A 21,437-nucleotide genomic window follows, 5' to 3' on the forward strand; every position below is an offset into this window, starting at 1 on the left:
ACGGGTCGGACGAGGTTGGCCGCCGTCGCGTTACCATCGTGCGAATGCAGGCGGGACGTGGCCGACGCCCCGCACGAACCGGAGAAACGGATTGAACAAGACGTGGTTGGGAAGCGCGCTGCTGCTGGCATGCGCACCGTTGGCGGCGGCCGAAGCGCCGGCCGGATTGCAGCAGCTCGATGCCACCGTCGAGCGGGTGCGCGAACAGTTCGACGTGCCCGGCGTGGCGGTCGCCATCGTCAAGGACGGCGAAGTGGTGCTGGAGCGCGGCTGGGGCGTGCGCGAGATCGGCAAGCCCGATCCGGTGCAGGCCGATACGCTGTTCGCCATCGCCTCCAACACCAAGGCCTTCACCGCCACCGCGCTGAACCTGCTGGCCGAGGACGGCAAGCTGAAGATGGACGACCGGGTGATCGAGCACCTGCCGTCGTTCCGCATGTCCGACCCCTACGTCACCGGCGAGATGCGCATCCGCGACCTGCTCTCGCACCGCAGCGGCCTGAGCCTGGGCGCCGGCGACCTGCTGTTCTGGCCCGCCACCGGCTACAGCAACGCCGAGGTGGTGCAACGGCTGGCGCAGGTGCCGCTCAAGGGCGGCTTCCGCGACCGCTACGCCTACGACAACATCCTCTACGCCGTGGCCCAGCAGGTGATCGAGAACGTTTCCGGGCAGTCGTTCGCCGAGTTCCTGCAGCAGCGCATCTTCGACACGGTCGGCATGGCCGGCACCCGCTACAACGCCGACCATCTCAGGCCCGGCGACAAGGCCGCGGTCGGCCACGCCAGGTACGACTTCAGCGAGCTGCGCACCGTCGCGCCGCTGACCTGGTCCAACAACGCCGGCGCCGGCGGCCTCTATTCCAGCGTGCACGACATGGCCAGGTGGATGAACGTGCAGCTGGCCGGCGGCAAGCTCGTCGACGGCACGCCGCTGTTCGCCGAAAAGACCCAGCAGCAGATGTGGCAGGTCATCACCCCGCAGGTGGTGCCCAAGCCATCGGTGCCCGAGCTGGAAGCGGCCCGGCCCAACTTCGCCGGCTACGGCGAGGGCTGGAGCCTGAGCGACTACCGCGGGCAGAAACTGGTCTGGCACACCGGCGGTTGGCCGGGGCAGGTGTCGCGGCTGACGCTGGTGCCGGGCAAGAACCTGGGCGTGGTGGTGCTGACCAATCAGGAAGTGGGGGCCGCGTTCAACGCCATCACCCTGAGCGTGCTCGACGCCTACCTGGACGCGCCGCAGACCGACTGGGTGGCCGCCTACGCCGCCGCCGTGGCCAAGGCGCAGCAGAACGCCGACGAGGGCTGGCAGAAGCACGTGGCCGCGCGCAATGCCCGGACGAAGCCGTCGTTGCCGCCATCCGGCTATGCCGGCGGCTACCGCGATGCGTGGTATGGCGACGTGTTCGTCGAGCAGCAGGGCAAGACGCTGCGGCTGCGCTTCGGCCAGACCGCGCAGCTGCTCGGCACGCTGGAACACTGGCAGCACGACACCTTCATCGTCCGCTGGGACGACCGCTCGCTCAACGCCGACGCCTTCGTCAACTTCAGCCTAGACCCCGACGGCAAGGTGCGCGAGGTGCGCATGCAGGCGATCTCCTCGCTGACCGACTTCAGCTTCGATTTCCAGGACCTGTTGCTGCGCCCGGTCGCCGATACCCGATGATCCAAGTGCCCTGATGTAGGAGCGACGTCAGTCGCGACCGCTTTTCGAAGATTGGCCCACCGCAGAGCGGTCGCGACTGACGTCGCTCCTACAGGGCAGGTATCCCGCACCATCGAATCGCTCCCCAAGGCGACGAGTGAATACGGCCGACAGGCCGCGATGGGACAATCGCGGCCTGTCCTGCTTGTGGTGGTCCCCGATGTTCCGCTGGTTCGAATCGCTGGTGCCGATCTTCCCGCCCGCCGACGCGCGCACGCCGCCGCACGGCGTGGTGCGCTTCTACCTGCACTATCTGTGGCCGGTCTGGCCGGTGCTGCTGGCCACGCTGTTCGCCGGGCTGCTGCTGGCGCTGGTGGAGGTGGCGATGTTCGGCTTCCTCGGCCGCATCGTCGACCTGGTGGCCGGGCAGCCGGACGCCGGCTTCTTCCGCCGCCATGCCGACGAGCTGCTGTGGATGGCCGGCATCACCCTGCTCGCGCGGCCGCTGCTGGTGGCGCTGCACAACCTGCTGGTCAACCAGGCCATCGTGCCGGGGCTGAGCAACCGCTCGCGCTGGCTGATGCACAACCACGTGGTGCGGCAGAGCCTGTCGTTCTTCCAGAACGACTTCGCCGGCCGCATCGCCAACCGGGTGATGCAGACCGGCACCTCGCTGCGCGAGTCGGCGGTGCAGATGGTCGATGCGCTCTGGTACATCGTGGTCTACACCGGCAGCGCGCTGTGGCTGTTCGCGCAGGCCGACGCGCGGCTGATGCTGCCGCTGGTCGCGTGGCTGCTGGCCTACCTGGCGATCATGCTGTTCTTCGTGCCGCGCATGAAGCAGCGCGCATGGATCGCATCGGAGGCGCGCTCCAAGGCGATGGGGCGCATCGTCGACGGCTACACCAACATCGCCACGCTCAAGCTGTTCGCCCACGCCGGCCGCGAGCAGGCCTACGTGGCCGACGCGATCCGGGAACTGGCGGTCAAGCATCGCCGCCAGACCCGCATCACCACCGGCATGGACCTGACCATCGCCATCGTCAACGGCTTCCTGATCGTCGGCACCTGCGGGCTGGCGCTGTGGCTGTGGAGCCGCGGCAGCATCAGCGTCGGCGCGATCACCCTGGCCACCGGGCTGGTGATCCGCATCCACAACATGTCCGGCTGGATCATGTGGACGGTCAACGGCATCTTCGAGGACATCGGCACCGTGCAGGACGGCATGGAGACCATCGCCCGGCCGCTGACCGTGCAGGACCGGCCCGATGCGGTGCCGCTGCGGGTGAGCGAGGGCGGGGTGCGCTTCGAGGACATCCATTTCCACTACGGCAAGCGCGGCGGGGTGATGGCCGGGCTGGACCTGGTGGTGCGGCCGGGCGAGAAGATCGGCCTGGTCGGCCCCTCCGGCGCCGGCAAGTCCACCTTGGTCAACGTGCTGCTGCGGCTGTACGACCTGGAGAGCGGGCGCATCCTGGTCGACGGCCAGGACATCGCCGCGGTGACCCAGGAAAGCCTGCGCCGGCAGATCGGCGTGGTCACCCAGGACACCTCGCTGCTGCACCGCTCGATCCGCGACAACCTGCTGTACGGCCGCCCCGATGCCACCGGGGAACAGCTGCGCGCCGCCGTGGCCAAGGCCCGCGCCGACGGCTTCATCGACCACCTGCGCGACGGCGAGGGCCGCAGCGGCTACGACGCGCACGTGGGCGAGCGCGGGGTGAAGCTGTCGGGCGGCCAGCGCCAGCGCATCGCCATCGCCCGCGTGCTGCTCAAGGACGCGCCGATCCTGCTGCTGGACGAGGCCACTTCGGCGCTGGATTCGGAAGTGGAAGCGGCGATCCAGGAAAGCCTGGACGAGCTGATGGCCGGCAAGACCGTCATCGCCATCGCCCACCGCCTGTCCACCATCGCGCGCATGGACCGGCTGGTGGTGATGGACCAGGGCCGCATCGTCGAGAGCGGCAGCCATGCCGAACTGGTGGCCGCCGGCGGCCTGTACGCGCGCCTGTGGGCACGGCAGACCGGCGGTTTCGTGGCGGCCGATGCCTGAGGCGCGTGCCGGTGGAGGAATGGAAGGTCAGCCGTCGCCGCGCCCGCGCCCGATGGCGCCCAGGTGGGTGAAGCCGAAACCCCGCGGGTACTTGAGACCGTAGCCCAGCGCACGGTCGAACCCGATGTGCGCCGCCCATACGAGGCCGACGGCGGTCGCGAGCGGCAACGCCAGCAAGGCGCCGGTGCACAGCAACGCCAGCGCGCCGATGTAGGAGTGCGCCGCGTTGTAGAACGCCGCGCCCACGCGCGGGCCGGCCAGGTAGCCGGCAAACGACAGGTCCGGCGCCAGGAAGAGCAGGGCGAACAGCGGCCAGCCGCTTCCGGCCGCCGGATACGCCAGCAGGCAGGCGACAAGGACGCAGAGTCCCTCGAGCCGCAGGACGGTTCTTGCCCCGCCGGATACCGCTCCGCTCATGGGGTTCTCCCTGTGCGGGGAATGGGGTGGGGCATGCCGGCAATCACCATGACTTCCACCACGATCTTCGTGGCGCCGTCGGGGCGTTCTCCTGGATTCGGGGAGGCGTCCGTGGCTCGCGCTCTTCCTCCGGGAACATCGTCCAGTCGGTGTCGTGCAGTTCCGCAACGAAGCCGGTCAGGAACTCATCGAACGAGTCGGCAACAAGGACCTTCTGGTCCTCATCCCTGCCGAAGGCGATGACTTGCGCCGTGGTGCCCTTGGTATCCGGGTCGTAGTCCAGGCCGATGTGATTTCCACCGTAATCGTGGGTCAGGGGAATCCAGCGGGGATTGGTGTACATCGGCTTGATGACGCCCTCCGGTTTCGATGACATGAACTCCGCGCAATCGGCATTCATGTCGGCCTCGTCGATCGCTCGCCATGAGTCCCATCTCGCACGGATTCCATGGGTGGAGAGGAGCTGGCTGCCCTGGTAGATCCCTACCCGGGCCTTGTCCGACTGGCCGTTGTGCTCCGACAGGAACGCCTTGAGTCCAGGCGGCAATTCGATGCCCAGATGCAGCTCCAGGTCCGAGATTTCTGCCGGAGTGGCCCCAGGGTTAAGCATGCAGGCTGCCAGGAGACGTTCCTGTTCCAGGGCGTCGACGATTTTTTCCCAGGCGCTAGTCACGATCCGTCACCCTTGTTTCCTTTTGTCTTGATGATCGAGTCCATGATGCGACAGGCCGGCGCTCGAGCCCGGTCGCGTCATGGAGCGGTGCCATGCTGAGCGAGTCGTCAGGCCGCCGGTCGGGAAGCCGACTCCGCGGCATCGAAGCTCGCGGTTTCGTGGAATGCCCTGGCCATGCGTAGCGCAAGATCAAGGTTCGCCAGATTGCTTTCCGTGCAGAAGTAACCCTGGTCGCTTTGCCAGAGCCTGGCCTCGGCGTTGCTGCCCTGCGGATTCCGGTATTGCCAGGAACCGGCGTTCTGGAACAGGGCAAAGCGCCCGTTGCCGCCGATTACGTGGAAGCTGTCGTCGTCCTCGAAGGCTTCCGCGCCGGATCCGCATTCCAGCGCGCTCTGCACCACGATCGGGAAGCAGTGGTCGTCCATGCGCATGATCGCCTCCTCGACCTGCTTCCAGGATGGGGTGGCGACCACTTCCGAGTCCCAGGGTCTCCCATCCCGGCAGTAGCGGATGGACACCAGGGTCCTGATCGGCGATGTCATGCGTATTTCCGGGAGGTCTGGTGATCGGATCGAGCCGCAGCGCGAAGCGCTGTCGGCCCGAATGGGGTGTCGAGCGGCGGCGTCCGACGGGGATGCCCGCCGTGGCTGCCGATGCCGCGCGCTCAATCCGGCGCGGGGGCATCATGCGCCAACTTGAACAATGCCAGGCGGGCGGACGAAACGCCGTTGTCTCCATTCGCGAGGATATCCGAGAAGGTCACGAGGATCGTTCCGTCCGGGAAGCGGTGCGCGGAAGGCGCGAACGGGTTGAACTCGTCCCTTGCGGTCAGGCGTTCTTCCACCCCCAGGCTGCCGTCCGGCATCACGGCGCGCCGGTACAGATCGAACCCGACCTGGAACCTGGCCCCAGGTCCCTTGCGCGAGGGATACACGTAATAGACATCCACTCCGCCATCCAGTCTCGCCAGTGCATAGGCATCATGGACATCCGGCTTGCCGGGCGGAGCGGGCCAGGACAGGGCGGCAGGCGGCGACCACCGGGAGCAATCGGGACTGACGCTGAAGTAGGTCGCCATGTATCCGCCGTCCGGCGGTCTCTGGTAGCTGAAGAAGCACCCGTTGTCGGCCATCGGCACGACGCGCGGATAGGCCACGCCGAACGGGGCAAGGGGCAGCGGCGCGCCCTGCGCCTGTCCATCCGCCAGACGAAGCCAATAGGGTCTGGAGCGCTCACCCCTGAATGTCAGGAACAGGTCCGGGCCGGTGTCCACCCAGCGCGGCCACTGGGTCAGCCGGCGAAGGCCCGGGACATCGGCCAACCCTTCCGGAGGAGAGAAAGAGCCGTCGCCGGCCAGCCGCGATCGCCACAGCGTGGCGTTCCCGAGGTCGGCGTCGCCGCTGGCGAAATACAACCAGGTGCTGCCTGGCGTGGTGACGAACGATGGAGCGTCCTCGACCTCGCCCCCGAAGGCCAGCTCGTCGGCGCCCGAAATGGCGTTCCCGTCCGTGGAGGTCACCACCCGCAGGCCGGACGAATCCATGTCGCCCCGTTCGTATCGGGAATGGACCAGCACGAAACCGCCGTCCGGCAGCGTCGTCAACGTTGGTTGCCTGTCGACACCACTGCCTTCGGCGAAAGAGAGGACGTCGGCCCTGCCGGCGGGAAGATCCCGGATGGCGGGCTGCAATCGACCCGTGGTCTCCGCGTTGTCCGCTCGGGCGGAAGACAGCAGCGAGCAAAGGCAGGCCATCCCGGCTGCCAGGAGGCGTGATCTCATCGATGCGGAAGTGCGATGCATGTGCGCCCTTGAACCCGGTCCGGGGCCGGGGTTGTCTGATGCCCGGGTCAAGCCGCGCCGCGTGGCGGCATCGGCTTGGATGGTTTGTCGGTTCCTGCCTGCGGCTGTCCGGAGACCGCGCTTTCGATCCATTCGATGTAGTGGCTCAGGCGGACATTGCAGGTGAGTTGGCCGTAGAGCCCGGGTCGGACGGTCCTGACGTCGCCGTGGATGAATCCCCAGGCGGCCAGTCCGGCCAGTGTCCATTGGTCATCGACCCGGATGAGCGCAGGGCCGCCGCTGTCTCCGCTCCCCGTCTTGCCTTCGAGGGGCAGGGCCGATGCCGGCTCGTCGAACACGTAGCAGAACCAGCGGTCATGCGCGCTGGTGATCGTGTTGAACGCGCGGCGAAGCTCCGTGCGGTTGGGGCCCGCGGGGTCGTGCCCGCTCGCTCCCGTTCCCGTAGCGCCTTTCCCCATGATCTGGACGACCTGGCCGAGCTCGTCGCCGTCCTTGTGGATTGCGGCAGGGACGACATCCGTCACCGGCTGCGTCAACCTGACCAGTGCAATGTCGTCGGACGAGGCCATCTGCACCACCGCCAGTATCCACTCGCCGGTGGACAGGGCCTGATCTATCAGCGCCTGTGGCGGCCTCGTGTACCCGGGATGCACGACGACGCGCTCGACGTCCCTGGGTATTCCGCCGATGACGACCTGCTCGAGCTCGGAATGCCACGGGATCACATGGGCGGCAGTGATCACCCACTGCGGAGAAACCAGTACGCCATGCCCCTCGCCGGGCATGTCGACGAGGGCGGGGAACTCGGATGCCGGAATCCGGTACTTCGAGTCGTCGACGTCGTCGCGAATGACGATGGCGCTGGCGGTCGGTGATGCCGCAAGGAGCATGAGCAGCAAAAATCGGGTCACATGTGATTCCTCAAGGGGCTGACGCCTGAATTAAGTCACGCCGCGAAGCAGCGTCGACTTGAATGAATTGTTAGGCGTATTGTCGTGTCCCATAAGTGGCCAGCATATGTGATTCAAAAAGTTGAGGGCCAGTCACCTCCCAGTATGAGGAGTCGACGGCCAACAACTCAAACACGGGTTCGCCGTCGGACAGGCCTATAAAGTGGCCGTCGATTGTTTGATAAATGCCATGGTATAGAAGGCGGAAAGTGCTATCGGGCAACGAAAAGCCGGATAGGGAAAGCTGCTCTATCTCGTCAGCTCTGTCTCCCAGGCACTGCTCGATTTTAATAAGCCAAGTGTCCGGTCGGGCGAAACTGTCGATGTGTGGGAGAAATGCAGGTATGTCAAACAGCTCGCCGTTGCTGCCATGCTGCGGGATAGTGACCATGCGCACCTAGCGTCTGAATTAAAACGATGGAAGAGGATGCTTCCACGGTTGCCCTGCTCTTGATTGGATCGCCTAATGGCAACATGAGCCGGAGTATCGTGCTTCTCGCGCTGCATGTGAAGGCGTGAATGTGCTCGCCGGATTAATTGCTTGGGCACAAAAGCGCCAGGGCAGGTGTCCAGTGAAACACTGCAACGAAGCGGTCATAACGGTTGGTACCCGCAAATTCGCGGCCTGAGCGCCACAACGACAAAGGCCCGGAAATTCCGGGCCTTTGTCATACCCAACGATCGAAGCGGCGGGTTATTCGATCGGCTGATCCAGCATCAGCTGCCGCGCGAAGCGCACCGGCGGGGCGCCATAGGAGAGCATCCGGTCGTGGTAGGCCTTGAGGTCGAAGTCCGCACCCTGCTTTTCCTGCACCGCCTTGCGGGTGTCGAAGTGCTCCTGCGCGCCGACGAAGTAGGTCGGCAGCTGGGCCGAGGTGAGCTGGGCGCGTACCCATTTGCCGGCGGCTTCGCTTTCCTGCTGGAAGGCGTCGTGGGTCATCAGGTGCATGGCCTGCTCGCGGGTCCAGTTGTCCACGTGCACGCCCTGGTCGAGGATGGCGTTGGCGATGGTGCGCAGGTAGAACTTGAGCTGCACCAGGTGGAACAGCGGGTCGCTGTCCAGGTAGCCCTGCTCCTGCATCATCCGTTCGGTATAGACGGCCCAGCCTTCGGCGAACAGGCCCGAGCGCAGCACCGCGCGCAGGGTGGAGGGGAACTTGCCCGAGTGCCAGCCTTCCAGGTAATGGCCCGGGGTGCCCTCGTGGATGGACAGCAGGTGGATCATGCGGCTGTTGTATTCGCGCAGGAACGAATCGACCTGCTTGTCGTCCCAGTCGTCGGGAATCGGCGAGACCGCGTAGAAGGTCTTGAGGTTCTTGTCGAGCGGGCCGGGCGAGTCGCAGTAGGCCACGGCCACGCCGCGCTGGAACTCGGGCATCAGGATGATGTCCACCGGCGCGTCGGGCAGGGTCATCAGGTCGTGCTTGCGCACGAACTCGGTGGAATGGTCGAGCGCGGCCTTGGCGTCGTCGACCACCTTGTCGCGTGCGGGCTTGTCGGCATAGGCCAGTTCCAGCGCGGCCTCGATGGCCTTCTGCTGTTGCTCGTCGCTCGGGTTGGCCGGCAGCGCCGGGGCGCCGGGCCGGTCCTTCAGCACCTCCTGGGCGATGCCGTACATGTCCTGGCGCACGCGCTCGAGTTCGGCGCGGGCGCGCTCGCCGATCTCCTGCCGCGACAGCGAGGAGTTGAGCGAGAACGTCAGCTTCTGGTCGTAGCGCTCGGCGCCGATGCGGAACTCGCCCCTGGCGTTGGGCACCAGGGTCTTGTCCAGCCAGTCCTGTTGCTCGGCCACGGCGGTCTTGAGGCCGTCGATGGCGGCCTGCAGGCGCTGCTGCTCGTCCTGCGGCAGTTCGCCGATGTGCGGCACGATGAAGGCGTCGACCAGGCTGAGGATGCCCTTGTTCTGCTTGGCCACGGTCTCGGCGTGGATCTTCGGCACCCGGTCCGGGTCGAGGTTGCTGCGTGCGGCCTTGAAGATCCCCGGGATCTTCTCGATGCGCGCGGTGGCCGATTTCAGGCGCTCGGGCAGCGGCGCGAACTCGCGCGCCATCAGGCCGTAGATGGCGCTGCCGGCCAGGCCGTTGTAGACCTGCGGGTCCCACTTCCATGCCTGCAGGGTTTCGTTGTTCCAGATGTCCGATTGCAGCTGGTTGCGCAGGATCGCGGCATCGACCTGGTTCTCGCGCGAGAGCTGGGCGACGTCGATCCGGTCCAGCTCGGCCAGCAGGGCCTTGCCGGCTTCCAGGCTCTTCTGCTGGCCGGCGGCGGAGACGTCGTCGATCTCGCTGTCGTAGCGGTGTTCGCCGATCTGGGTGGCGCTGACCGGCGACAGCTGCATCCAGGTGTCCAGCGCCTTCTGCGACAGCTCGGCGAAGCGGGCGTCGGCCTGGCTCTGGCCGGCCTCGGCGGCGGTCGGCGTGGTGGCGGTGGGGGCCTGGCCGTTCTGGCAGCCGGCCAGGGCGGCGAGCAGGGCGGCGGCAAGCAGGTGCTGGCGCATCGTTGGATCCTGGAGGAGGGCGGAAAGTCCCAGCATAGGTCGCGCCCGGAGTGCGCGCACCTGCCGTTGGTTGGCTTACCCTGCACCGGTATTTTCACGAGGGAGCAGGAGACATGAACTATCAGGGAAGCTGTCATTGCGGGCGCATCGCCTTCCGCGTGGACGCCGGCGACGGCATCGGCGAGGTGTTCGACTGCAACTGCTCGATGTGCCGCCGCCGCGGCGGGCTGCTGTGGTTCGCGCCGCATTCGGTGCTGAAGCTGGATACGGCCGAGTCCGACATGGCGACCTACCGCTTCAACAAGCAGCACATCGACCACCATCACTGTCCAACATGCGGCATCGCGCCGTTCAGCGAGGGCACCCATCCGGCGAACGGCCAGCGCATGGTCGCGGTCAACGTCCGCTGCCTGCCGGACCTGGACCTGGGCACGCTGAAGATCACCGCCATCGACGGGGCCAGCCTGTGATGCGGGTGCTCCATGTGCGGTGGGCGGGGGTGCTGGCTTTGGCGTTGCTGGCCGGTTGCGCGCAGCAGTCCCGCGAATGGGCGGCGGCGGCCGATGCGGGCGGGGCGGTGTCCTCGCCGGAAGGCGCGTTCCTGGCCTATGAGCATACGGTGCAGCTGCGACTGCCCGGGGCGCAGATCGCGCCGCGGCTGAAGGCGATCACGGAGGCGTGCCAGGGCAGCCGGTTCGGCGACTGCGCGGTGCTGCAGGTGTCGCAGAGCGGCGGCGGGACGCCGTCGGGCACGATCAAGGTGCGGATCGCGCCGCAGGGCGTGGAGCCGATCATCGCGCTGGCCGGCGAACAGGGCGAGATCACCGCGCGCGACACCGAGGCCGAGGACCTGGCCCAGCAGGTGGCCGACACCCGCCTGACCCAGGAGCGCTTGAAGAACGAGCACGAGCGCCTGCTGCAGTACCAGCAGCGCAAGGACCTGTCGGTGGCCGACCTGCTGACGATCTCCGCCCGGCTGGCCGAGATCGAGGCCGGGCTGGAGCAGGCCAACCGCGATGCCGCGCAGCAGCGCCGCCGCATCGATACGCAACTGGTGACGATGCGGCTGGACTCGACCAGCAGCCAGCGCAACCGCAGCGAGATCGGCCGCGCGTTCTCCGAGTTCGGCAGCATCTTCGCCACCAGCCTGGCGTTCCTGATCCGCATCTTCGCCGGCCTGCTGCCGGCCGCGATCGTGGGTGGCGCGGTGCTGTGGGGCGCGCTCAAGCTGTGGCGCCGACGGCGTGCGCGCAGGGCGGCCGGCGGCTGAGCCTGCCGGGGGAGCCGCGTCGTCGCCGTGCCGGCGATGGCGCGGCTCAGCCTTCGTCGTGCTCGTATTCGACGAACACGTCCAGCTCCCGTGCCAACGTTTCCACCGCCTGGCGCACCTTCTGCGCGGTGGCGGCGTTGCCGACCTCCACTTCCAGTTCGTGGATGCCGGGGCCTTCGTCGTCGGACAGCCCGGCCGAGCTGGAGTCCTCGTCGTCCATGTGCATCATCAGGTCGTCGGTTTCCTCGACGTGCTCGATGCCGTCCAGGCTCTGCAGCAGGTTGCCGATGGCGCGGGCATCGTCCTCGCTGCCGGTGATGCGGATACGCAGGATGGGCATGGGGGCGGACCTTCCGGTTCGGGAAGGCCAGCCTAGGCGGGGCTCGGGAAAGGCCAGGTGAAGCGCGGCGCGCCTCAGCGGCTGGCCTGGCCGATGCCGGCGGGCATCGTTGCCGCGGCCCGCTCGAGCAGCTGCGTCGCCGCGGTGGCGAGCATCGCCGGTGCGATGTAGCGGTGGTGGAGCGGATCGACCACCGCCATGTAGCAGCGGCCGAAGCCGTTGCGGCAGGCCACGCGGGTGGAAAGCGAGATCTCCAGCCATTCCCCGTCCTGACGCACTTCGACGCAGGAGCGGAAACGCAGGTGGCGGTCGTCGGCGCCGAGCACGACCTGCGCCCGCTGCGGTTCGATCCGCTGGTCGATCACCGGGAAGCGGTTGGCGAAGCGCTGCGTGGGCGACTCGGCGAGCAGCGAGGACACCGGGCAGCCCAGTCGCGAGGTACGCAATCCCAATGGCGCGACCAGCAGGTTGCGCAGCCGCATCAGCCCGGTGACCGTGGCCGCCGGCTGCTCGACGAAGGCCTGCAGCAGTTCGGCGAGCAGCGCCGCCGGTGCACGGTGGCCGAACTGCCATGGGTCCAGGCGCAGCCGTACCGTGTCCTGGTAGTGGTGGCGGTCCTGCAACTGGTCGTGCAGCAGCGAGCCCGGTGGCAGCGTGCGCGAGGCCTGCGGCCGCAGTCGCGGATGCGAGGCGGCGTTGGCCGCCGACGTCGAGGATCGCGCGCAACCCTGGCGCAGGCGGCCGCTGCAACGCCGCAGGCGTGCCCGCAACCGCTGCCGCCAGTGCCCGGGTCCGAAGGACAGCACGGTGGTGGGCACCTGCACGCCGGCCGCGGTGCCGGATCGCAGCAACGCCTGCACCGGTTCGGGCAGCAGTTCGGTCAGGTCGGCCAGGGTCGCCTCGCCGGCCAGCACCTGGCGGTGCAGTTCCGCCGGCAGCGGGCCGCCCGCTTCGTCGGGATGGCAGGACAGCGCGAAGAACGCCGGATGGCGCTCGTCCAGCGGCAGGAACTGGTGCCAGGTGCCGCCGCCGAAGCGCACCGAGAACAGGCTGTCGGCCGGGACTTCGACCTGATGCAGCGCCTGCACGAACGCCTGCGGATCAGCTTCGACCTGCGCCGGCGATGCGGTGGAGAAGCGCAGCCGCGCGCCGCTGCTGCCGGCGATGGCGGTGAACATGCGGTTGCCGGCGTGGCGATGGAACGGATGTCCCTGCGGGCCGACCGCGAACGAGAACAGCGAGGCCGGATCGCCGTGGCCGAAGTCGGGCGCCGACAGCAGTGCGGAAGGCTCGTCCAGCGCGTCGCGGTAGGCCGGGTGCCGCCGCTGCCGCTCTCCGGCCTGGGCGGCCAGCGCATCGCCGGCGCCGGGGTCCAGCTGCGCGATCAGCAGCACCTCGACCGGGCGCCCTCCGGCGTGGGAGGGCAGCGAGACGCGGGGGAAGCTGTCGTCGTTGGCGATGCGATTGCGTTCCATGGCGCTTCCCGGTGATGGCCGCGTCTCAGCGGCCCTTGTTCCTGGCCAGGCGGCGCGATTCGCGCTGCAGCGGGCCGGCGGTGGGGCAGACTTCGAAGGCGAAGCCGCTCAGGGTGTTGACCAGGCTGTCCGGGGTGAGCCGGTAGTAGACGAACTGGCCACGTCGCTCGCTGGTCACCAGCCCCGCCGCGGCCAGCACCGACAAATGGCGGGAGATGGCCGGCGCGCTCATCTCGAAGCGCTGGCCGATCTCGCCGGCGGTCAGTTCCTGCGCCGAGAGGTAGGCCAGGATCTCGCGGCGCGGGCGCGAGGCGAGGGCTTCGAAGATGCGGTCGACGGACATTGTTGGAATCATTAATTAACTAATTTGCTAATTAACTAATTAGAGGCGGCAATGTCAAGCGCTTCGTGCGGGCGGGCAGGCTGCCCGGAGCGGAGAGGGAGCGGAGAGCCTGCCGCCGCCGAAGGCGTGCGCGGCCGGAATCAGCCCGTGCGCGGCCGCCTCGCACGGCGCTTGCCGGCTGGCGGCAGGCCGACCAGCTCGGCCGGCAGCGCCGGGGTCGGCGTGCGCTCGTCCAGCGCCTCGCGCTTGAGCCAGTCGATCATCAGCTGCGCCGCCGGGCTCGGCGGCCGGTGGCCGGGATGGACCACGTAGTAGGCGTAGCGCGGCTTCAACGGCGGCCCCGGCAGCCGCACCAGTTCGTAGCGCTGCAGGTAGGGCTGGGCGATGTGCTTGCGCGCCAGTACCGCGCCGATGCCGTAGACGGCCGCGCGCATCGCGTCGGTGCTGTCGCTGAAGGTGTGCATCGGCGGCAGGTGCACGCCATGCACGCCGGCGGCACGGAACCAGTCGCGCCAGCCCTGCGGCGACATGTCGGTGAGCAGCGGCAGCCGCGCGATGTCGCCGGGCTGTTGCACGCCGGCCAGTTGCGGCAAGGCCGGCGAGGCCACCGGGAACAGTTCGTCTTCCATCAGCAGGTGCGCGCTCAGCCCCGGCCAATGCCCCGGCCCGTAGCGGATGCCCAGGTCCGGGCCGCCCTCGTCGAACCGGGCCAGGGTGCTGCCGGTCTGGATCTCCAGCCGCACCTGCGGATACGCCGCGCAGAACCGCGACAGCCGCGGCAGCAGCCAGCAGTACGACAGCGAGCGCAGCGTGGTCAGCCGCAGCGGCACGCTGCCGGCCTGCGGGTGCAGGTTGCCGGCGACGGTGGCGATGTCGGCCAGGGCCGCGCCGGCGGCATCGGCCAGCTGGCGGCCTTCGGCGGTGAGGGTGACGCCGCGGGCGTGGCGCTGGAACAGCACGGTGCCCAGCAGCGCTTCCAGCTTGCGCACGTGGTGGCTCACCGCGCTGGCGGTCAGGTGCAGTTCCTCGGCCGCGTGGGCAAAGTTCTGGTGGCGCGCGGCGACGGCGAAGACACCGAGTGCGGGCAGCAGGGAAGGGCGGAGGTTCACGTCCAGGCACGCATCAGATTTGTGGCTTGGCGCGATACTACGCGCTTGTCCGGGCGCCGGCGGCGGCCGATCCTGATCGCCCTTTCCCCCGGTGCCGATACTGCAATGAGCGTCACTCCATCCTCCGCCGCGACGGGCGGCCGCGAGTACCGCGCGGTGTTCGATTTCGAGATCGACTTCAGCAACGGCGGCGGCCTGCAGGGCCAGGACTTCCGCCTGGACATCGCCGGCGACGACATCGACGATGCCGCGCTGGCCGAACGGCTGGTGCGCGACCTGCGGCTGCTGATGGTCGGGCAGGTGCGGATCCTGCGCCGGCGGGTGATCGCCGAGGCGCACAAGCGCGGCGTGGAGGCGACGGCATGAGCGCGCTCCCGGCCGAGGCGACGGCCAGCCGCGACTGGCGCACGCCGCTGGAACTGCTGCTGCTGGGCGCGATCTGGGGCGGCTCGTTCCTGTTCATGCGCATCGCCGCCACGCCGTTCGGCGCGACCGCGCTGGTGGAACTGCGGCTGGCGGCCGGTGCGCTGGTGCTGATGCCGTTCCTGTGGCAGGCGCGGGCGCAGTTCCCGTTGCGGCTGTGGCCGCGACTGGCGCTGATCGGGCTGATCAACTCGGCCATTCCCTTCGTGCTGTTCGCCTGGGCGGCGCAACGCGCGCCGGCGGCGATCGGCGCGATCTGCAACGCGATGACGGTGCTGTTCGCGGCGCTGGTGGCGTTCGTGTTCTTCGGCGAGAAGATCGGCGTGCGCCGGGCGCTGGCGCTGCTGGTCGGGTTCGCCGGGGTGGTGGTGCTGGCGACCGCCAAGGTGTCGGGCCTGAGCGTGACCACCGCGGTGTTCGCCGGCGCACTGGCGGCGTTGCTGTATGGCGTCGGCGTGAACCTGGTCAAGCGCTACATGGCGGGCTTGCCGCCGGCGGCATCGGCCGCGGCCACCCTGAGTTGCAGCGCGCTGCTGCTGCTGGTGCCGGCGGTATTGCAATGGCCCAGCGCTCCGATCCCGCCATTGGCCTGGGCCGCCGCGTTGGCGTTGGGCGTGCTGTGCACCGGCCTGGCGTTCCTGATCTTCTACCGGCTGATCCACCGCGTGGGTGCGGCGCGTGCGTCCACCGTCACCTACCTGGTCCCGTTGTTCGGCGTGCTGCTGGCCTGGCTGTTCCTGGGCGAGCCGGTGACGCTGGCGATGCTCGCGGCGGGACTGCTGATCCTGGGCAGCGTGGCGGTCAGCCAGTACGCCCCGCGCAAGCGCTGACGATGCGGCAGGGCCGGTCCGGCGGAGTGCCGGTCCGGCCCCGGCGTCCCATGCGTCACTCGGTCGCCGGCGCCAGCCGTACCGGCAGCGGCACGTTGCACAGGTCGATATGGCCGGCCGGGCGCTTGTAGAAATCGTCGCGGCGGTTGCGGCGCGCTTCGGTGGCCTCGGCGAAGGTCGTCGAGTCGGTGCGCAGCAGCTGCAGCGGCAGGCGCTCGGCCGGCGGCAGTTCGCTGGCCAGGCGGATCGCGCGGATCGGCGCGCGCTGCTCCGCATCCTCGTAGAAGCCCATCGGCTCGGGGCCGCGCGGGATGGCGCTGAGCAGTTCCATGCCCTTCACCACGCGCCCGACCAGGGTGATGTTGCGGTCGAGCTGGCGCGGCGACTGCCCGGTGACCACGTACAGCTCGGCGCCGACGCTGCTGTCGGCCTCCATGTTGCGGCCGGCGCCCAGCGCGCCGTAGCAGTGGGCCAGCCAGGTGGTGCCGTCCTGGTCGTCCTGCGCCGCGGGAAGGCCGTCGACGAAGCCGACCCGGTCGGCCCAGCCGTCGGTGTCGGGCAGGGCGTCGAAGGCCAGGCCCTGCGAGGGGCGCTCGAACTCGGCCGGCAGCCGGGTTTTCGCCGAGCCCAGCGAACGCGCCTTGCCGGCCTCGTCGGCATCGGGATCGCCGAACTGGACCACGAAGTTGTCCTGCGAGCGGTAGATGCTCAGCCCGTCCCAGAAGTGCCCGCGGGCCAGGGTGCGGATGTTGGCCACGTGTTCCGGGGCGAAGGCCGGCGCCAGTTCGATCACCACGCGCCCGCCTTCCACGTCCATGTACAGGGTGTTGGCCGGGTCGAGCGTGCGCCAGTCGCTGGCCGGCGAGGCGTCCAGGATCTCCTGGGCGCTGCGGTATTTCTCCGTGGCGCCGGTGGTGGAAGCAAACGCGGCCAGCGCCAGCGCGCAGGCGATCAGGGTGGGGCGGCAGGTCATGGTTCGGGGCATCCGCTGTCGGCAGTGCCGCCGATTCTGCGCGATCCGCCCCGGCCGCGGCCAGCCGCCGGCGTCACGGGGTGCTCCTGTCGGAAGGGGGCGTTACTAACAGCACATTCGCTATACCGAAGTGAATAGTAGTGTTTGCTTCAAGCTAGCCAGCCAGGAGCCGGGCGATGAGCGACACCGAAGCCCATCTGAAGAAATTCCAGAAGGAACTCAGCGCCGGTACGGTATCGCTGGCGCTGCTGGCGGTACTGGCCAAGGCGCAGGAGCCGATGTACGGCTACCTGATCGCCAAGGAGCTGGAACGCGTCGGCAGCGGAGTGCTCAGCGGCAAGCAGAGCGCGCTGTATCCGGTATTGCGCAACCTGGAAGGAGCCGGGCTGCTGGAAAGCCATGTGGAGCCGTCGGTCTCCGGACCGCCGCGGCGCTACTACCGCATCAACGACGACGGTTGGGCAGCGCTGCGGCAATGGGCCGCGGCCTGGTGCGCCACCCGTGATTCCGTGGATTCAGTGCTGGGAGGGATGACCGAATGAACCGAGAGACCGAAGGCGGCCGGCCGTTGCCGACCACCATTCCCGAATACCTGGCGCAGCTGCGCGCGGCCCTGGCCGGGGCCGACCCGGCGATGATCCAGGACGCGCTCTACGACGCCGAGGAATATCTGCGCTCGGAACTGGCCGAACAGGCCGGCAAGAGCGAGGCCGAGGTGATCGCCGGGGTGGCGGGCAGCTACGGCGCGCCGGAAGAGGTGGCCGAGATCTATCGCGAAACCGAGATCACGGTCAGTCGCGCGCTGCGCACCCCCAGTGCCGGGGCGGCTCCCGCCGTTGGCACCATGGCGGCGACAGCGGCCGCGGCCGGTGCCAGGGCGGTTCCGCCGCAGATGCCGTCGGCCGGATCGCGCTCGTTGCCGGGGCGCTTCTTCGGCGTGGCGCTGGAGCCGCGTACCTACGGCGCGCTGTTCTACATGCTGCTGTCGCTGGCCACCGGCACCTTCTTCTTCACCTGGGTGGTGACCGGCCTGTCGCTGTCGCTGGGCCTGATGGTCCTGATCATCGGCATTCCGGTGGCGGTGCTGTTCTTCGGCTCGGTACGCGGCCTGTCGTTGCTGGAGGGGCGGCTGGTGGAGGCGCTGCTGGGCGAGCGCATGCCGCGCCGGCCCCCCTATGCCGACCGCAGCCAGGGTTGGCTGCAACGCATCGGCGCCATGTTCACCGATGGCCGTACCTGGCTGACCCTGCTGTACTTCGTGCTGATGCTGCCGCTGGGCATCCTCTACTTCACCATCGCCACCACGCTGTTGTCGCTGTCGCTGGGACTCATCTGGTCGCCGATCGCGGCGTTGTTCACCGGCGTCCATCCGGGCATCTACATCAACGGCCAGCAGATGCTGCCGATGTGGCTGACGCCGGTGATGGCGGTGCTCGGGGTGATCCTGCTGTTCGTCACCCTGCACCTGGCCCGCGGCATCGGCCGGCTGCACGGGATGATGGCCAAGCACCTGCTGGTGCGGCTCTGAGGCATCGCCGGAGCGGAAATGAAGAAGGGCGGGATGCATCGCGCATCCCGCCCTTTTCGTTTGGTCCTGCCGGCTGTCGCGACTGACGTCGCTCCTACAAGGTCTCCTGGCTGTTGTAGGAGCGACGTCAGTCGCGAGCTTTCCGAGCGGCAACGGGGTACGTGCTTCTCCCCTGGAATGGGGAGAAGAACCTTCCGTCTGCCGCTCAGCCCTGCGCGCGGCGACGCAGCGGAGTGACGTTGCTGACGGCCTTCCGGCGTAGCTTGGTGGCCGGCGGCTGCTCGTCCTGCTGGTTGTCGCGACTGACGTCGCTCCTGCAAGGTCCCCAGGCTGTTGTAGGAGCGACGTCAGTCGCGAGCTTTCCGAACGGCAACGGGGAGCGTGCTTCTCCCCTGGAATGGGGAGAAAACCTTCCGCTTGCCGCTCAGCCCTGCGCGCGGCGGCGCAGCGGGGTGACGTTGCTCACGGCCTTCCGGCGCGGCTTGGCGGCGGCCGGCGGCTGCGAATGCGCGGCGAAGAAGTCGCGCAGCTGCGGGTAGACCACTTCGCGCCAGCGGCGGCCGCTGAAGATGCCGTAGTGGCCGGCGCCTTCGACGATGAAGTGGCTGCGGCGCTCGGCCGGGATGCCGGTGCACAGCGCCTGCGCCGCCTCGGTCTGGCCGAGGCCGGCGATGTCGTCCAGCTCGCCCTCGACGCTCAGCAGCGCGGTGTCGCGGATCGCCGACGGGTCGACGTGCTCGCCGCGCACGTACCATTCGCCGCGCGGCAGCAGGAATTCCTGGAACACCACGCGGATGGTGTCCAGGTAGTACTTGGCTGGCATGTCCAGCACCGCGTTGTACTCGTCGTAGAAGCGGCGGTGGGCGTCGGCGTCGTCCATGTCGCCCTTGACCAGGTCGGTGTAGAAGTCCCAGTGCGACATCAGGTGGCGGCTGGGGTTCATCGACATGAAGCCGGCGTGCTGCAGGAAGCCCGGGTACACGCGCCGGCCCTGGCCCGGGTAGGGCGCCGGCACGGTGTGGATGACGTTGTTCTCGAACCACGACAGCGGGTTGCGCGTGGCCAGGTTGTTGACCGCGGTGGGGCTGCAGCGGGCGTCGATCGGCCCGCCCATCATCACCAGCGAGCGCGGGGTGGGCTCGCCGCGGCTGGCCATCAGCGACACCGCGCCCAGCACCGGCACCGTCGGCTGGCACACGCTGACCACGTGCAGCTTGTCGGCGCCGAGGTGGCGGATGAATTCCTGCACGTAGTCGATGTAGTCGTCCAGGCCGAACTCGCCTTCGCTGGCCGGCACCATGCGCGCGTCGATCCAGTCGGTGACGTAGACGCGGTGGTCGCGCAGCAGCGTGCGCACGGTGTCGCGCAGCAGCGTGGCGTGGTGCCCGGACAGCGGCGCCACCACCAGCACGGCCGGCTGCTGCAGCATCGCTTCCACCTTCGGCGTCTCGTTGCTGTGGCGCTTGAAGCGCAGCAGCTTGCAGAAGGGCTTTTCCAGCTCGGTCAGCTGCGCGACGGGCACGATGTCGCCGTCGAGCTCGATCTCGTGGATGCCCCACTCGGGCTTTTCGTAGTCCTTGCCGATGCGGTGGAACAGCTCGTTGACCGCGGCCAGGCGCTCGGCGCCGGGCAGCGACGACCACCAGTGACCGGGATTGGCGAAGAACGTGGCGTTGGCCTGTGCCTGATGCACCCAGGGGGCGAGCAGGTTGCGGGTCAACTCATGGAGTTGATAGAGCATGCCGGATCAAATATGTACATTCATATGTTGCCGCGCAGCATAGCGCAATCGTGCCGGACCCGCGTTAACGCCGGGACCGGCGTCGCTCCCGGGGAGCCTGCGCGGCAAGGGGGCGCATTCCGGCAATGCGGGCGAGCCAGCGGACCACCTTTCGCCAGGACGCGGGATCGCTCAGCGGCCCCGTTCCAGCGCCGCCGAGTGTCCTTCCAGGGCCGGTGCCAGCCAGCAGTGGGAGCCCGCCGCGGTGAAGCCGACGCCGGCGAACTGGCGCCGGTACCAGCTGGCCGGCCGCGACTGGAAACCCTCGTGGTCGCCATCGAACTCGTCCTCGGCGGCGAAGGTTTCAAGGAACGCCACACCGCCGCACAGTTCGGCCAGTCCGGGCAGGCCCTGGCGCAGTTCGCGGCTGGGAACGTAGTGCAGCACGTCCGAGCACACCAGCAGGTCCACCGGCGCGCAGGGCCGCAGCCAGGCGAAATCGCCGAAACGCGCCGGGTGCAGGTTGCGGGTGCGGCCGTAGCGGCGCACCGCGTAGTCGCTGCTGTCGAAGCCCATGTACTGCGCGCGCGGGCGCAGCTTGAGCAGCGGTGCGCGCCAGGCGCCCTCGCCGCAGCCGATGTCGAGCACGCTGCGGAGCGGGCGCTCCAGGTAGTACTCGGCCAGCGAAACGGCCAGTGCCACCTTGCGTGCCAACCGTGCGCCGCCACCGATGTCGTCGCGCCGGTACCAGCGCTGGAAATAGGCCTGATCGTAGTGCTTGTCCATGTACGCCCGTTGCCGTATCGGCGAAAATGCCGCACATCCTACGCCAGCCACCTGGAGCGCGCGCATGCAGGCCTACTTCTGGATCAAGTCCTTCCATCTGGTGTTCGTGGTGGCGTGGATGGCCTCGGTGTTCTATCTGCCGCGGATTTTGGTGAACCTGAGCGAGGCGGCCGGGCAGCCGCAGGTGGTGGAGCGGCTGCAGCTGATGGGCCAGCGCCTGTACCGCTTCGGCCACCACATGTTCGGCCTGGCCTTCCTCCTCGGGTTGGTGTTGTGGCTGGGTTACAAGGTTTTCCCCGCGTTCCCGACGATGGTGGGGGCGGGCGCCGGCTGGCTGCATGCCAAGCTGGGGCTGGTGGTGTTGCTGCTGGCCTATTTCATCTTCAGCGGCCGCTGGCTCAAGGCCACGCTCAAGGGCCGTGCGCTGCCGTCCTCGCGCGCGCTGCGCTGGTTCAACGAACTGCCGCTGCTGCTGTTCGTGCCGGTGGTGTGGCTGGTGATCGCCAAGCCGTTCTGAGGCGGGGGCGTCGGGCAGGCCGGCGAGGCAACAGCCGCTCGAAAAGCTCGCGGCTGACGTCGCTCCTACAACGTCTCTCCGCTCTTTGTA

Annotated in this window: 22 protein-coding genes; 9 read left to right on the forward strand and 13 right to left on the reverse strand. The window is 68.5% G+C overall.

Annotation, left to right across the window (positions count from 1 at the left end):
• Positions 1 to 91: 91 nt before the first annotated feature.
• Both OK345_RS07235 and OK345_RS07240 read left to right on the forward strand, forming a co-directional pair.
• Positions 92 to 1,663 (forward strand): serine hydrolase, encoded by a 1,572-nt coding sequence (locus OK345_RS07235; protein WP_265127246.1) that lies wholly within the window; start codon positions 92 to 94, stop codon positions 1,661 to 1,663.
• A gap of 199 nt (positions 1,664 to 1,862) precedes the next feature.
• The gene (locus OK345_RS07240; RefSeq protein WP_265127247.1) at positions 1,863 to 3,695 is read left to right on the forward strand and encodes an ABC transporter ATP-binding protein; all 1,833 of its coding nucleotides are present in this window, start codon (positions 1,863 to 1,865) and stop codon (positions 3,693 to 3,695) included.
• Positions 3,696 to 3,722: 27 nt separating this feature from the next.
• Here OK345_RS07240 and OK345_RS07245 read toward each other — a convergent pair whose 3' ends face one another.
• The 6 genes from OK345_RS07245 to OK345_RS07270 all read right to left on the reverse strand — a co-directional run bounded on the left by OK345_RS07245 (position 3,723) and on the right by OK345_RS07270 (position 10,033).
• Complete coding sequence (locus OK345_RS07245; protein ID WP_265127248.1) at positions 3,723 to 4,112, reverse strand: DUF4260 domain-containing protein; 390 nt, start codon at positions 4,110 to 4,112, stop codon at positions 3,723 to 3,725.
• A 43-nt stretch (positions 4,113 to 4,155) separates the two neighbouring features.
• Positions 4,156 to 4,785: an SMI1/KNR4 family protein gene (locus OK345_RS07250; protein WP_265127249.1), complete on the reverse strand. Its 630-nt coding sequence runs from the start codon at positions 4,783 to 4,785 to the stop codon at positions 4,156 to 4,158.
• Between the two features lie 107 nt (positions 4,786 to 4,892).
• A complete protein-coding gene (locus OK345_RS07255; protein WP_265127250.1) occupies positions 4,893 to 5,327 on the reverse strand; it encodes a hypothetical protein in 435 nt (144 codons plus the stop codon).
• Positions 5,328 to 5,449: 122 nt separating this feature from the next.
• Positions 5,450 to 6,475 (reverse strand): hypothetical protein, encoded by a 1,026-nt coding sequence (locus tag OK345_RS07260; RefSeq protein ID WP_265127251.1) that lies wholly within the window; start codon positions 6,473 to 6,475, stop codon positions 5,450 to 5,452.
• 158 nt (positions 6,476 to 6,633) lie between these two features.
• On the reverse strand, positions 6,634 to 7,497 hold the full coding sequence (locus tag OK345_RS07265; protein WP_265127252.1) for a S1 family peptidase: 864 nt from the start codon (positions 7,495 to 7,497) through the stop codon (positions 6,634 to 6,636).
• A 733-nt stretch (positions 7,498 to 8,230) separates the two neighbouring features.
• Positions 8,231 to 10,033, reverse strand: coding sequence for a DUF885 domain-containing protein (locus OK345_RS07270; protein ID WP_265127253.1), 1,803 nt, complete (start codon positions 10,031 to 10,033; stop codon positions 8,231 to 8,233).
• A gap of 113 nt (positions 10,034 to 10,146) precedes the next feature.
• On the opposite strand from OK345_RS07270, the gene OK345_RS07275 reads away from it, so the two are divergent.
• The gene (locus OK345_RS07275; RefSeq protein WP_265127254.1) at positions 10,147 to 10,503 is read left to right on the forward strand and encodes a GFA family protein; all 357 of its coding nucleotides are present in this window, start codon (positions 10,147 to 10,149) and stop codon (positions 10,501 to 10,503) included.
• Positions 10,503 to 11,303, forward strand: coding sequence for a DUF4349 domain-containing protein (locus OK345_RS07280; RefSeq protein WP_265127255.1), 801 nt, complete (start codon positions 10,503 to 10,505; stop codon positions 11,301 to 11,303). The genes OK345_RS07275 and OK345_RS07280 overlap by 1 nt, the downstream gene beginning before the upstream one ends.
• Positions 11,304 to 11,349: 46 nt before the next feature.
• Here the strand turns inward: OK345_RS07280 and OK345_RS07285 are convergent, their stop codons facing one another.
• The 4 genes from OK345_RS07285 to OK345_RS07300 form a co-directional block, all read right to left on the reverse strand.
• A complete protein-coding gene (locus OK345_RS07285; RefSeq protein WP_265127256.1) occupies positions 11,350 to 11,643 on the reverse strand; it encodes a hypothetical protein in 294 nt (97 codons plus the stop codon).
• A gap of 74 nt (positions 11,644 to 11,717) precedes the next feature.
• Positions 11,718 to 13,034: a DUF2867 domain-containing protein gene (locus tag OK345_RS07290; protein ID WP_306332091.1), complete on the reverse strand. Its 1,317-nt coding sequence runs from the start codon at positions 13,032 to 13,034 to the stop codon at positions 11,718 to 11,720.
• A gap of 109 nt (positions 13,035 to 13,143) precedes the next feature.
• The gene (locus OK345_RS07295; RefSeq protein WP_265127258.1) at positions 13,144 to 13,461 is read right to left on the reverse strand and encodes a metalloregulator ArsR/SmtB family transcription factor; all 318 of its coding nucleotides are present in this window, start codon (positions 13,459 to 13,461) and stop codon (positions 13,144 to 13,146) included.
• 140 nt (positions 13,462 to 13,601) lie between these two features.
• A complete protein-coding gene (locus tag OK345_RS07300) occupies positions 13,602 to 14,570 on the reverse strand; it encodes a LysR substrate-binding domain-containing protein (protein ID WP_265127259.1) in 969 nt (322 codons plus the stop codon).
• A gap of 105 nt (positions 14,571 to 14,675) precedes the next feature.
• Here OK345_RS07300 and OK345_RS07305 point away from each other — a divergent pair, with 105 nt between their 5' ends.
• Both OK345_RS07305 and OK345_RS07310 read left to right on the forward strand, forming a co-directional pair.
• Positions 14,676 to 14,936 (forward strand): cyclase, encoded by a 261-nt coding sequence (locus OK345_RS07305; RefSeq protein WP_265127260.1) that lies wholly within the window; start codon positions 14,676 to 14,678, stop codon positions 14,934 to 14,936.
• Positions 14,933 to 15,823, forward strand: coding sequence for a DMT family transporter (locus OK345_RS07310; protein WP_265127261.1), 891 nt, complete (start codon positions 14,933 to 14,935; stop codon positions 15,821 to 15,823). Before OK345_RS07305 ends, OK345_RS07310 begins: the two co-directional genes overlap by 4 nt.
• 55 nt (positions 15,824 to 15,878) lie before the next feature.
• Here OK345_RS07310 and OK345_RS07315 read toward each other — a convergent pair whose 3' ends face one another.
• Complete coding sequence (locus tag OK345_RS07315) at positions 15,879 to 16,796, reverse strand: peptidylprolyl isomerase (RefSeq protein WP_265127262.1); 918 nt, start codon at positions 16,794 to 16,796, stop codon at positions 15,879 to 15,881.
• 176 nt (positions 16,797 to 16,972) lie between these two features.
• Between OK345_RS07315 and OK345_RS07320 the strand changes: the two genes are divergently transcribed.
• Positions 16,973 to 17,338, forward strand: coding sequence for a PadR family transcriptional regulator (locus OK345_RS07320; RefSeq protein ID WP_265127263.1), 366 nt, complete (start codon positions 16,973 to 16,975; stop codon positions 17,336 to 17,338).
• Positions 17,335 to 18,324: a sensor domain-containing protein gene (locus OK345_RS07325; RefSeq protein ID WP_265127264.1), complete on the forward strand. Its 990-nt coding sequence runs from the start codon at positions 17,335 to 17,337 to the stop codon at positions 18,322 to 18,324. The genes OK345_RS07320 and OK345_RS07325 overlap by 4 nt, the downstream gene beginning before the upstream one ends.
• Before the next feature lie 424 nt (positions 18,325 to 18,748).
• On the opposite strand, the gene OK345_RS07330 is transcribed toward OK345_RS07325, so the two are convergent.
• Both OK345_RS07330 and OK345_RS07335 read right to left on the reverse strand, forming a co-directional pair.
• Complete coding sequence (locus tag OK345_RS07330) at positions 18,749 to 20,065, reverse strand: polyhydroxyalkanoate depolymerase (RefSeq protein WP_265127265.1); 1,317 nt, start codon at positions 20,063 to 20,065, stop codon at positions 18,749 to 18,751.
• 171 nt (positions 20,066 to 20,236) lie between these two features.
• On the reverse strand, positions 20,237 to 20,830 hold the full coding sequence (locus OK345_RS07335) for a class I SAM-dependent DNA methyltransferase (protein ID WP_265127266.1): 594 nt from the start codon (positions 20,828 to 20,830) through the stop codon (positions 20,237 to 20,239).
• Positions 20,831 to 20,894: 64 nt separating this feature from the next.
• On the opposite strand from OK345_RS07335, the gene OK345_RS07340 reads away from it, so the two are divergent.
• A complete protein-coding gene (locus OK345_RS07340) occupies positions 20,895 to 21,347 on the forward strand; it encodes a CopD family protein (protein WP_265127267.1) in 453 nt (150 codons plus the stop codon).
• Positions 21,348 to 21,437: the final 90 nt, after the last annotated feature.

Origin of the sequence: Xanthomonas chitinilytica, assembly GCF_026107455.2 — a bacterium.
GTDB lineage: Bacteria > Pseudomonadota > Gammaproteobacteria > Xanthomonadales > Xanthomonadaceae > Stenotrophomonas > Stenotrophomonas chitinilytica.